The 10550-nt window shown below is 61.3% G+C and carries 15 protein-coding genes and 1 tRNA gene; 6 read left to right on the forward strand and 10 right to left on the reverse strand.

The features are described from left to right. Positions 1 to 720: hypothetical protein (locus AC1D00_RS11035; protein WP_477010700.1), on the forward strand; the 720-nt coding region annotated here is incomplete at its 5' end. Continuing rightward, entirely contained in the window at positions 720 to 1055 is a 336-nt protein-coding gene (locus AC1D00_RS11040; RefSeq protein WP_477010701.1) for a hypothetical protein, read from the forward strand. The genes AC1D00_RS11035 and AC1D00_RS11040, both read left to right, overlap by 1 nt. A 28-nt stretch (positions 1056 to 1083) precedes the next feature. On the opposite strand, the gene AC1D00_RS11045 is transcribed toward AC1D00_RS11040, so the two are convergent. From AC1D00_RS11045 to AC1D00_RS11060, 4 genes are all read right to left on the reverse strand, one after another. Then, positions 1084 to 2055: a DUF4238 domain-containing protein gene (locus AC1D00_RS11045; RefSeq protein WP_477010702.1), complete on the reverse strand. Its 972-nt coding sequence runs from the start codon at positions 2053 to 2055 to the stop codon at positions 1084 to 1086. Positions 2056 to 2061: 6 nt separating this feature from the next. Continuing rightward, positions 2062 to 2346, reverse strand: coding sequence for a hypothetical protein (locus AC1D00_RS11050; RefSeq protein ID WP_464154687.1), 285 nt, complete (start codon positions 2344 to 2346; stop codon positions 2062 to 2064). Positions 2347 to 2523: 177 nt separating this feature from the next. Continuing rightward, entirely contained in the window at positions 2524 to 2907 is a 384-nt protein-coding gene (locus tag AC1D00_RS11055; RefSeq protein ID WP_477010703.1) for a hypothetical protein, read from the reverse strand. A gap of 13 nt (positions 2908 to 2920) precedes the next feature. After that, a complete protein-coding gene (locus AC1D00_RS11060; protein WP_477010704.1) occupies positions 2921 to 3118 on the reverse strand; it encodes a hypothetical protein in 198 nt (65 codons plus the stop codon). A gap of 81 nt (positions 3119 to 3199) precedes the next feature. Between AC1D00_RS11060 and AC1D00_RS11065 the strand changes: the two genes are divergently transcribed. Then, positions 3200 to 3388, forward strand: coding sequence for a hypothetical protein (locus AC1D00_RS11065; RefSeq protein ID WP_477010705.1), 189 nt, complete (start codon positions 3200 to 3202; stop codon positions 3386 to 3388). An 11-nt stretch (positions 3389 to 3399) separates the two neighbouring features. Then, on the forward strand, positions 3400 to 3906 hold the full coding sequence (locus AC1D00_RS11070; RefSeq protein WP_477010706.1) for a hypothetical protein: 507 nt from the start codon (positions 3400 to 3402) through the stop codon (positions 3904 to 3906). Positions 3907 to 4997: 1091 nt separating this feature from the next. Here AC1D00_RS11070 and AC1D00_RS11075 read toward each other — a convergent pair. The 4 genes from AC1D00_RS11075 to AC1D00_RS11090 form a co-directional block, all read right to left on the reverse strand. Then, positions 4998 to 5231 carry a hypothetical protein gene (locus AC1D00_RS11075; protein ID WP_477010707.1) on the reverse strand — a complete coding sequence of 78 codons (234 nt, stop codon included), beginning with the start codon at positions 5229 to 5231 and terminating at the stop codon, positions 4998 to 5000. Between the two features lie 377 nt (positions 5232 to 5608). After that, positions 5609 to 5685: transfer RNA gene (locus AC1D00_RS11080), tRNA-Arg, on the reverse strand. A 151-nt stretch (positions 5686 to 5836) separates the two neighbouring features. Beyond that, positions 5837 to 6352: a hypothetical protein gene (locus tag AC1D00_RS11085; protein WP_135178130.1), complete on the reverse strand. Its 516-nt coding sequence runs from the start codon at positions 6350 to 6352 to the stop codon at positions 5837 to 5839. A gap of 160 nt (positions 6353 to 6512) precedes the next feature. Beyond that, positions 6513 to 7085, reverse strand: a complete 573-nt coding sequence (locus AC1D00_RS11090; RefSeq protein ID WP_477010709.1) for a hypothetical protein — start codon at positions 7083 to 7085, stop codon at positions 6513 to 6515. Positions 7086 to 7267: 182 nt separating this feature from the next. Here AC1D00_RS11090 and AC1D00_RS11095 point away from each other — a divergent pair, with 182 nt between their 5' ends. Then, positions 7268 to 7654 carry a VOC family protein gene (locus AC1D00_RS11095; RefSeq protein ID WP_092192966.1) on the forward strand — a complete coding sequence of 129 codons (387 nt, stop codon included), beginning with the start codon at positions 7268 to 7270 and terminating at the stop codon, positions 7652 to 7654. A 57-nt stretch (positions 7655 to 7711) separates the two neighbouring features. Here AC1D00_RS11095 and AC1D00_RS11100 read toward each other — a convergent pair whose 3' ends face one another. Then, positions 7712 to 8209 carry a hypothetical protein gene (locus AC1D00_RS11100; RefSeq protein ID WP_271575800.1) on the reverse strand — a complete coding sequence of 166 codons (498 nt, stop codon included), beginning with the start codon at positions 8207 to 8209 and terminating at the stop codon, positions 7712 to 7714. Positions 8210 to 8467: 258 nt separating this feature from the next. Between AC1D00_RS11100 and AC1D00_RS11105 the strand changes: the two genes are divergently transcribed. Beyond that, entirely contained in the window at positions 8468 to 8821 is a 354-nt protein-coding gene (locus tag AC1D00_RS11105) for a GrlR family regulatory protein (RefSeq protein WP_027549252.1), read from the forward strand. On the opposite strand, the gene AC1D00_RS11110 is transcribed toward AC1D00_RS11105, so the two are convergent. Further along, positions 8822 to 10550, reverse strand: a 1729-nt coding sequence (locus AC1D00_RS11110; protein WP_477010708.1) for a PAS domain-containing sensor histidine kinase, incomplete at its 5' end; no start/stop codon positions are given.

Genomic DNA, 10550 nt, shown 5'->3' on the forward strand with positions numbered 1-10550 from the left:
GCCATTACCGGCGTGAATAACACCATTCTGTCTGCCATCAATTCTGCCATTACCGGCGTGAATAACACCATTCTGTCTGMCATCAATTCTCTGTCCTCCAGCGTGAGCTCCGCGCTGTCGTCCGCATCTGCTTCAAACGCGCGGACCACGCCAACCAGGTCTTCATCGTCGTCATCCGGCGGCAACACGATGACCGAGTACGAAAGATGGGCGGTCAACCGCTGGGGAATGCCGCAGAATCCCGCGCTGGCCGCGATGATGTTCGGATCGCGCGGCATGTCTGAAGGCGGAACGTTCGTGGTCCCCGGCGGCTCGAGCGGCAATGATAGCGTTGATATCGGGATCAAGGCCTCGCCCGGCGAGCGCATCATGGTGCTGCCGCCCGAGAAGGCAGACAAGGTCAAGAACCTGGCAAGCACGGTCAAGATCAACCCGGAACCGTTGAGCAAGTTCATTCCGGAGGCGCCGGTCATTTCCGGGGCGTCGCCAATGAACTGGCGGGCCAACGATAACATCCCAGGTTCGCGCTATACACCGAGGCCGTCGATGATGCCCGACACCGCAAAGGCGACCGTCGGGAGAGTCATCCCGAGCTATGATCCATCGGCAAACCCGGATCGTAACGCACGTACCGTCAACATCTACGTGCAGGAGGGCAGATCGGCTGATAGCTTCATCCGCTCTCGTGCTGAAATCAAGCGAGCGATGGGAGGTTTCTGATGAGTGACATACTACGAGTTTCAGGTGATGCGTGGGACGAGTGGGAGCCCGCGGTCCGCGAAAAACTCTCTCGGTCTGGATTTGATGCGACCGCGATTAATTGGGTGTGTCACGACATGGCGCCACGATGGCGTCGACTGCCAGCGTCGAACGAAGTGGCAATCTCGACGACGGAGGAGCATGCGGATGCAGTCTCGTCGGCCGTCGAAGCGGTTCAGTCCATGAACAACGAAACGAACTTAGAGTTTGCAAACATGGTGCTCGATCTAGAGATAGATTTGTACTACGCGCTCAACCCGCCGCAGGGTGGGACTAAGCTGCGGCTGGTGGCGTGATTGAGCGTCATCATGCCGGTCGACACATTCAACCGGGCGATCGTGTACCCGAATGCCGCATTGGCTTGACCTTGTCCTGTTTGAGCCGGGCGATGAGGTCCTGCATCATGAGAAATTGTCTTCCGTCAAAGAATAGAAAGCCATCGTGGGGTGCGTAGATTTGGCGATGAGCGTTGGCTAGAATCCGAGCATTGAAATCCCCAACCGAGAATGCGTCCAAAGTTATTGGGCCATCGCGACGATCAAAGCTGCCCTCCAGCGCTACACTCGGGGAAATTGGAAAGAGCACAGTCGTGCCTTTCAGGCCGAAGCCAAGTGGAAGACGACCTTTAGGACGCACATCCCAGAATAGCGCGACTGGGTGGTCGGAGGTGATGAACCCGCCGGTTCGATGGCCAGCCCTTAACCACCGCCAGTTGCGTTCCCCTAAGGTTTGTAAAAGACCATCGAACACATGCAATTCAATTTGCGCGTGTTCTGTCGTGCTTGTGACGAACTTGAATTCTCGGTCAAGAATGCTCCTTCTAGCTGCATCATAGGGAACGTCGGGGGCGTCCTCCATGTAGCCGGCAGCTTTAGCCCGCCTTAGGATCTGCTCCCATCTCTCCTTTGTGCCGCTCGCCACTTCCAGTATTGCTTGTCGAACATCGTCCTGAAAATCACTGAACCTGCTTCGATGGCGGGGATTTCTTATCGCCAGCAGCGCGACCAGGTTCAGGATTGTGTCGAAATCCCCCTTCGAAAGATCAGTGGTATCACCACCCGCCGCTGATTGCAGGATTGGCGCTAATTCGCCCTCGAATTTGCCATAGGCGGCTTCAAGCGCGTCCGCTGGCAGCTCGTCACTCTCGATGCGATTGAAATCACGTTCCTGAGCAATGTTCTTGGGGTTTGTTGCGAAGTTTTCTGCGGTCTCAAGATCGACCACGGTAATCTTTTTATTGGTCGTGAAGTTCTTCAGATAGCAGCGAGGAACGAAGTGGTGGCCGCGAGCGGTCATTGGGGTCTACTTAAGAAATGGGTCGCCTTGGCCCGAAATCATGTTCCAGCCTGTCAGCAGCTCTCGAGTCCACGAAAGCATTTCGAGTACGTTTTGTGGATCGCGAGGCGTTCCGTCTGCTCGGGTCCACTTCCCGTGATTATCTCGGTAATGTTGATAGGCTCGATCGAGGTTCTCGAGAAAGCGGTCCTCGAAATGAGGATCGTCCTTTTGCAACGTGCGCACCAAACAAACGGCGAGTACCGCTGCGCCCGACTTCACGGACCACAACTCATCTTGCTGAAAGGCCATAATTGCTCTCCGACGGAATCAGGGCCTTGATGATGGCGCACGCAATACGAGTTGCGCAGCTTAAATGCTATCTATCCCGCCTTTCAACAGCCGGTGGATAGCCACGCCAAAGCCCTTGACCCGCCCCGACTCCGAGCTGGTCGGGGGGACTCCCGTGCTGCAAAAAAACGCGCGTCCCTATTGCGGCGTCTTATTGTCGGCGCTCGCTGCCATCATGCCCGTTCCCAGAGGCTTGAGCGCTTCGCGGCTGAGACCAACAACGAACCTGGTCGGCCCAAAGGAAAATGTTATTGCAAATGCGTTGGGACGATCAGGTATGTCGCTCAAGCCAACGGCCCCTGCCATCGCATAGACCTCTCCGGATGTTTGGCCCACCTCAATCGATGCTGACTTGCCACACACTGCTGCGGCACCTAAAAGCCCGGCCGCCAACTGGCCGATAACCTCTACTGGAAAGGCCAGAAGCTCTTGCTTCGGACCCCGCATAGCCGAAAGGATCACACTCGTGCGGTCCTGGGAAGGCGTGATGTCAAAGCCGACTACGGTATCTTTTTCAGACATGACTCCGCCTTCACTATTTTGATTTGCTCTTTAGCCCCAGTTCAACCAGCCGGCGGATAGCCTCGGGGCGGCCGGGCAGGTCATCCTGTTTGCGGCGCCAATCATCGATTTCCTTAGCCATTGCAGGCTGAACGCGGACGCCCACAAGGTCACCGGTTACCGGCGGCCTCTTCTTTGGTGTTTTCACGTTATCACGACTTGATTTGCTCATGTCGTCATGATAACACGAAATCAAGCCGGGGCAAGGTTGCAGCCTCGCCCCGGCTCTAACCCAAGCCACCGGAGGTTTCAGATGGCCCGAGCTGATTCAAATCATACCACACCGCTTTCCTCATTGTTCCGCGATGCTTTCGTCGCCGCTGCCTTTAAGGCGGCCGAAGAGGACGGCCTGGAGCCGGCGCTGGTGATCGTCGATCGCCCGCGCACCCTGACTGGTGGCGCCGCGGAAGCCGCCCCCATCCGCACCCTCGAACTGGCGTAAGGGAGGTGAGCATGACAGACCGCAATCAAACCGCTGGCGGCCTTCACAGGCGCGCCATTCTGGCAGGCCTTGCCGCCGCCACCCCCGCCGCTGCAATCGCCTCACTGCCTTCCGCCGTGGCTGCTGAGCCAGACCCGATCTTCGCCGCAATAGCTGCACACGAGAGAGCCGCCGAGGCCTACACGGCGGCGTTAGAGAAGTGGAACGATCACGTAGAAATTCACAAGATGTCCGATCCGTTGATCCGCGAGGCCAACTTGGATGCCGTCGAGCTCGCCGCAGAAGCCGATACCGAGGCGGCCTTCGCCATGGTTGCTACCGTCCCGACGACATTGGCGGGCGCCATCGCGCTGATGAAGTATTCCATGAGCGGTGAGAGTCGTTACGGATGTGAGTGGCCGCATCTTTTCGATTCAGAGGACCCCGACTATGAGCACGCCAGGACTTGGAATTGGTTTCTCGAGCGCACCCTGATCCGGTCGCTTGAGTATATCGCAGCGCAATCCGTCACAGACTGAGTGACGGTAGGGCCCGCCGGTTCACGCTGGCGGGCCGCTCGGCAACATCCAAAAAGAAAGCCCCAGCCGGGGGGCTTCCCGTTCTCGTTTCCGAGATGTTCTTTTGCGGCCGGCGGTATTGACCTGTTTTAACCCCCTAAGTTGAATTTCGAAGTGGCCTGTTTTCGTTCGCGAACTGCCACAACCTGTTCATGCGTGTTTAGGATTAACCCGTTATGGGTGTAGCGAATAAGGGCCGGGGCGTTCGCAAATAGTGAGCAATTTTGCTCAGACCACACGATGTGGATATGCAATTCGTGGTGCACCGGGGTTTTGTAAACCCACCCGGGGCTGGGAAGCCGCTGCCCGCGACACATATTAAGCGGGTGGCGTTTTTCCCATGAAGTAAGGCCGTCTTAGTTGGCGGCAACCTTACTCCGAATGGAGCCGGTGAACCTCGCCAGGTTCGAGCTTGAGCTCCTCGAACAATCTTTGCTGCTTTTCTGTGAGAACGGCAGGCACAACTTCCGCCGTCCAGCCCTCGGGGACAGCCGCGAGGACCAACGTCAACGCCTGGGTAGGCTTGGCTAAGGCTAGCCACATCTGCTTCGTTGGCCTCGGCGCGTCGTCTGAGGTCACTTCAACGATAGTGAATGAATTGCCGAACGACTCTGCCATCACTGGCTAATCCGGCCGCGTGTCGCTAGTTGCTAGTTGGGCTGGGAGGTCGAACGGGACCGGCAATCAATCGATAGATGGGCACCCAAGCGGTGTTCCAGGCTTCCATGGTCGCGCCACAGACCGAGCACTCGAAGCTGGCGATCTGCCGACCGGGAGCCATCGCCTCGGTTCGGCTATAGACCGCGCCGCACTGACAGGATCGGTGATGAGATTCTGGCATGTCCGTTTATGCGCCAGAAAATCGAAATAGGCCACCTCGGCACATCAAACAAACGTCGCCAGAGTGAACCGACCAGAGGCCGCCAACTGGAGCGGCCTCCTGAGGGGAACGTACTGCCAAGGTGTGAAAGCGAACAGAGCTGAATGCCGAATTTTTCCTAGGCTCAGGTCGCTGGATCGACGCCAGTCCAGCACCTCCAGCGGCCCCGGCCTTACCCCGCATCCGAACCGGCTTCTCCTGCATGCCAACCCTTCTCTGTAGGCTGATAACGCTCTCCCTGTTTCACCAGCCAGCCGCCTTCAACCATCTTCTCTGCCAAAGCCTTCGAGCATGCCGGCCGGTTGCTGCCGGGGTAATACAGGCCGTCTCTGCGCTCGACCATAAAGCCGTGGAGGCGCACTAGGCGAAGCGCTTTCAGCATGCCGGGAATGAGAACTACGGTCATTGCTCTCCAAATTACGGCACCGACCGGAACGTTCCCGAGGCTACTTGGATTCCAGACGTCGCGGAACGGGCTTCGAGTTTCATGGGTATGGAAAAGCGGGCCACGCTGGCGGGGGCCCCCTCAGCGCTGGATATCCGATGCGAAGAGCTCGCTTCGCGAAGCCGACAAAATGACTTCGTGAGATCGCTACCGTGGAGAACGCGAGCAATAGAACGAACCGAGAAGCGGCGTGTTGCGGCCGTGTTGCGTGGAATGATTTGTAGCTGTTCGTAACGCCTTGATTTTGCTTGTTGCGAATTACAACGGCACGCAACACGAAAACGGAGCGCTGAACGAAGCCGAAACAACCTAAGTCGCTGAAATTTCTAGAGTAATTCTGGCGCGCTCGGAAGGATTCGAACCTCCGACCCTCGGAATCGAAATCCGATGCTCTATCCAGCTGAGCTACGAGCGCCCTGGCCCGGGCGGGCCGAGACCGAAAAATGCCGGACCGTCTCGCTGGCGAACCAGCGTACCGGGCGGCGTTCGGACGCGTTCGAATTAGCAGAGAGGCTGGCCAATAAAAAGCCCTTCCCGCCTCCAGCGAGGCGGATCAGAGCCGGCTCTCACCAGGTCGTGTTGAAGAGACCGAAATGCGGCTGCTGGGCCACCAGCATCATCGGCCGGCCGGGCTGCTGCGGCGCCGGATGCGCCCGCACAACCTTGCGCTTGGGCTGAGCCTGGGCCGGAGAAGCCTGGGCCTGAGTCTGCGGCTTGGCGTCGGTCTTCTTCGCTGTGGCGGCATCCGCCTTCTGGCCCGGCGTGAACTGGGCGAACGTCTCGCGCACCCGCGCCTTGGCCGACATCTCGGCCAGCGCCGCCGAGGCGGCATCCTGCACCGGCGGCTGAGGCGCAACGACAGCGGCGGTCTTCGTCGCGGGCGGGGCAATCGTCGGCTGGCTGGTGTCGAGCACGACGCGCTCAGGCAGGTGCCGATCGGACCGGATCCGGATCAGCGGCTGATCGTTGCCAGCGGTCGCGACGGCCTGCGTCACGGGTGAGGCCGGCAGAGCGAAGTTCACTGCCAACAGCAGTGCGAGCAAGGCTCCACCGACAAAGAGGAAATACCGAAAGATGGGCATTGGCCGCACTCCGCCCCCCGCATCCCCGCGTGGGCTCTCCGCCTCAACAGGCGATACTCTAATTGGTTCCTGGCCCAGCCGTTCGGTTCAAATGGCAGCGCCAAGTTTTTTGCCAAGGCCCGGTAAGGGTAACTTTTCCGCTACCCGAAATTGCCGCCCTTTACGCGCGACGGGCTGCAACCAGCGAACACGTGGCCTGATCGGCATTAACGTTGACATAGCCGACAGTGATGCGCGCAAAGGTCTTGCGGCTCTTCATGCTGACCGTGTCGGCCAGAACGCGGCTGCGGTCGGTGAGATGGCTGCCGTCGCGTCGTGCGAACGCGCAAACGATCGCCACATCCTTTACGGCATAGTCATTGTCATTTCGCAGCGTGAACGTCACCAGCGCCTTCGAGCCAAGCCCGCCGCGGCGCCAGGTCTGGGAGGAGATCCTGAGACGGTCGAGTTCTGCCGCAGCCAGAGCCTGGGCTTCGGACGCCGGCGTGACCGCAGCTGCCGCATCGCCCGAAGGCACCGTCTCGACGGATGCCAGCTCCGGCTTCGCCGGTTCAGCGCTGTTGCCTTTGGAGAGCGGCAACAGCATCCAGACGCCGCTGCCGACGATGATGGCGGCCAGCAGCCACAGCAGGCTTCGGCCAAATGAGACACTCGCAACCGTCACGACCCGCGCCAGGCGCTCGCCGATGCCGGCGAAGCGTCCCAACCCGAGCCGTTCAAACCCTGCGCTCATGGCTGTATCACCGATGGTGGCCGCAACAGGTTCAACGGCGGATTCGGCCACTGCTTACCTTAATCCGGGAGACGAACTAAGGTTCCCGCGCTTCAAGCGAGTCGGCAACCACGGTGGCGATCACCGGCCGGGGCCGTTAACATGGGCCGCAATACCGAAAGACCCTGTTGGGAGAACATGAAATGCCAATCGCCGTCACTTGGGATCACGTCCATCTGCGCAGCCCCGATCCGGAGGCCACGGCGGCCTGGCTGCGGGACATCCTCGGTGGCGAGATCGTGCGCGCGCCGGGACGGATCGACGTGAACCTCGGCGGTGCCCGGATCTTCATCGCGCCGCTCGAGGGCGACAACGCCGTCAGCCCGCCGCCGCCGCACCCGCACCAGGGCCTCGACCATTTCGGACTCACGGTGAAGGACATCGACGCCGTCGCCGCCGAGATCAAGGCCAAGGGCGTCACGTTCACGCGCGAGCCGACGACGATCCGGCCCGGCGTGCGCATCTGCTTCATCCGCGGCCCCGAAGGCATTTCCATCGAGCTGCTCGAGCGCGACAAGAAATACACCTGACGTGGCGCACGCCGCATTGGCCATCAGCGAGACCAGGCGGCGTGCCGCCCGGCGCGGCTATGTCATGCTGCCGGGCATGAAGCAGCGGATGGTGACGCCCATATAGCCGTAGATCGGCCATACCATTGTGCGGCCGACCCGGTTCGGCTCCGAGATCACGGCCTCCTCCGGCACGTCGACCCAGACGAGTTCCTGCTGCTGGCCCTCGAGCGCGTAGCCATAACGCGGGACGCGGACGCGATAGTGCCCGTCCTTGCTGTCCCAGTCGGTGTCCGAGAGCGCCGAGCCGTCGGCATCGGAGCAGCAAGGCCCCTTGCCGCTTCGCAGGCTGTCGAACCAGGCCTTCAAATCCGCATTGGTGTTGACGAACTGGCCGCGGTCGCGGGCGTGCCCGAAGGGCGCTGCTAGCGCAATCAAGGCCGTGGCACATGCCAGCCTCGTCACGCTTCGCCAGCGTGCCGCGCGACCGATCCGCCGTCGTTCGCTTTTGCAATTCGTGGGACGCGCACTGTACAGACGCGGCTGATCGCCGCTGGAATCGATCCAGTTGCTCACGTTTGTCTTGCTCCAGCACCCCGCGGCCAGTGCAACAATGGTTATGCATTTCGCGGGCCAACTTGATTCGCAACGACTGGCCACGCCTCATGATGAGACCGTCATCACCGCGTCACAGACAAGCCGGGACAATTACGGTCCGCACCACGGAACAGCTTGCCGGCCGGCAAACTGCCGCGTTGCGCGAGGGGATGCGCTTTGGCATAAAAGCTCTACCGGTTACGCCATTGGGCGATGGCGGCCGGCCTGCGGGACGTTATGAAGAACGGCCTCTATTCGATCCACGTGAACCTGCTCGATGGTCGAGTCGGCAAGGGCAGCGGCGTGATTCTTTTCCGCGACGGCAAGATCCTTGGYGGCGATGCGTACCTCTATTACACCGGCAGCTACGTGGTGAAGGATGACCACTCCTTCAAAGGCGAGGTGCTGGTGCAGCGGCACACCTCGCCGCGGGGCGACGACAATCCGCTGTTCGGCGGACCGGCGCCGGTCGGCATCGGTGTCAGCGGGACCTACACGGACACCCGCGCGGAGATGACGGGAACGGCGCTCGTCGGCAAGGCCAGCCTGATTTTCGGCGCGACGCTGCACAAGCTCGCCGACGTGGACTAGCTATTCCGCAGCCTGCTCGAGCGGCGCCGTGCGCGGCAGGATGATCTGGATACGCGTGCCCCCGCCCGGCTCGGAATCGAGATCGAGCCGGCCACCGAGCCGGTTGGTGACGATGCTGTAGACGATGTGCAGCCCGAGTCCGGTGCCGCCCTGGTCGCGCCGCGTCGTGAAGAACGGATCGAAGGCGCGGCGGCGGACGTCGAGCGACATGCCGCAGCCGTTGTCGGAGAAGATGATCTCGACATTGTCCTTGCCGGACTCGCGCACCTGGATGTCGATGATGCCCGGACGCCCGTCGGGAAAGGCGTGCGCCACCGAATTGAGGAACAGGTTGGTCAGCACCTGCCCGTACGGGCCGGGATAGCTGTTCATGGTCAGGCTCGGCTGGCAATCGACGTTGAGCGTCAGATTGTGTTTGCGCAGGCCCGGCCGCAGGCTCATCACCACCTGCTCGGTGAGGTCGCCGAGATCGAAGCTGCGCTGGTCCGAATAGTTGCGGTCGGCCGCGACCTGCTTGAACGACTGGATCAGCTCGGCGGCGCGGTTGAGATTGGAGACCAGCTGCGAGGATGCGTCGCGGCTGGTGTTGAGGAAGTCGTTGAGCGTGGAGCGGCGAAGCTCGCCGCGCTCGACCTCGGACGTGAACATCGCGGTCTTGCGCTCCAGCGCGGAGGCGACCGTCAGGCTGATGCCGACGGGATTATTGACCTCGTGCGCGACGCCCGCGACCAGTCGTCCGAGCGCGGCGAGCTTCTCCGCCTCGATCAGCGAGGCCTGGGTCTCGCGCAGATTGCGCAGCGCAGTCTCCGCCGATTCCTTGGCTTTGCGCATCTCCTGCTCGCCGCGCTTGCGCTCGCCGATGTCGAGCGCCACCGTGACGATCCGTTCGATCTCGCCCTCGGCATCGAGCAGCGGCAGCTTGTTGACCAGCCATTGCCGCATGTTGCCGGAGCTATCCTTGTACTCCTCCTCGTAGAAGCCGAGGCCCTTGCGGAGCTTGAGCACGCGCTTGTCGTTCTCGTCGGTCTTGGCCGCGCCGTAGCGCGACATCAGGTCCGCCGTGGTGCGGCCGAGCGCATCGCCGGGCTCGATGCCGAAGATGCCGGCCATGTAGCGGTTCATCAGCACATAGCGCAGGTCGCGGTCCTTGACGTTGATGACCGCGGGCACGGTATCGATGACCTGCTGGAGCAGGCGCCGGCCTTCGGCGATGGCGTCTTCCGCCCGCTTCTGGTCGGTGATGTCGCGCAGCGTGCCCTCGTAGCGGATGATCTTGCCCTGCTCATCCCGCACGCCGGTCGCGCTGTCGGAGAGCCAGAGGATGTCGCCGCTGCGCTGGCGCACCTGGTACTCGAACTCGCGCACCATGCCGTCGCGATGCATGAGCCGCTGATACTCGGCGCGCGCCTCGGGATGGACGTAGATCGTGTGGGCGATGTCGTTGATGCTGTCGATCAGGTGCTGCGGGCTGTCATAGCCCATCATCCGCGCCAGCGCCGGATTGGCGTTGAGGAGGTCGCCGGCCGGCGTCGTCACGTAGATGCCGTCGACCGAGCCCTCGAACAGCTTCCGGTAGCTCTCTTCGGCGAGGCGCTGCTCGGTAAGCGCGCGCACCGCCGCCTCGCGCGCGGTATCGGCCTCCTCCAGCGCGCGGCGGAACACTTCGGCAGCGCGTGCGATGTCGCCGATCTCGTTGTCGACATCGGCGGACGGGATCGAGGTGTCTTTC

The organism is Bradyrhizobium sp. P2_E8, assembly GCF_056403875.1.

What these genes read in the sequence shown, in the direction of transcription:
- AC1D00_RS11095 (WP_092192966.1), top strand. Translation starts at nt 7,268, where the DNA reads ATGCCAATCGCCGTCACTTGGGATCACGTCCATCTGCGCAGCCCCGAT.
- AC1D00_RS11055 (WP_477010703.1), bottom strand. Translation starts at nt 2,907, where the DNA reads ATGTCTGAAAAAGATACCGTAGTCGGCTTTGACATCACGCCTTCCCAG.
- AC1D00_RS11040 (WP_477010701.1), top strand. Translation starts at nt 720, where the DNA reads ATGAGTGACATACTACGAGTTTCAGGTGATGCGTGGGACGAGTGGGAG.
- AC1D00_RS11060 (WP_477010704.1), bottom strand. Translation starts at nt 3,118, where the DNA reads ATGAGCAAATCAAGTCGTGATAACGTGAAAACACCAAAGAAGAGGCCG.
- AC1D00_RS11090 (WP_477010709.1), bottom strand. Translation starts at nt 7,085, where the DNA reads ATGAGCGCAGGGTTTGAACGGCTCGGGTTGGGACGCTTCGCCGGCATC.
- AC1D00_RS11050 (WP_464154687.1), bottom strand. Translation starts at nt 2,346, where the DNA reads ATGGCCTTTCAGCAAGATGAGTTGTGGTCCGTGAAGTCGGGCGCAGCG.
- AC1D00_RS11045 (WP_477010702.1), bottom strand. Translation starts at nt 2,055, where the DNA reads ATGACCGCTCGCGGCCACCACTTCGTTCCTCGCTGCTATCTGAAGAAC.
- AC1D00_RS11075 (WP_477010707.1), bottom strand. Translation starts at nt 5,231, where the DNA reads ATGACCGTAGTTCTCATTCCCGGCATGCTGAAAGCGCTTCGCCTAGTG.
- AC1D00_RS11085 (WP_135178130.1), bottom strand. Translation starts at nt 6,352, where the DNA reads ATGCCCATCTTTCGGTATTTCCTCTTTGTCGGTGGAGCCTTGCTCGCA.
- AC1D00_RS11070 (WP_477010706.1), top strand. Translation starts at nt 3,400, where the DNA reads ATGACAGACCGCAATCAAACCGCTGGCGGCCTTCACAGGCGCGCCATT.
- AC1D00_RS11065 (WP_477010705.1), top strand. Translation starts at nt 3,200, where the DNA reads ATGGCCCGAGCTGATTCAAATCATACCACACCGCTTTCCTCATTGTTC.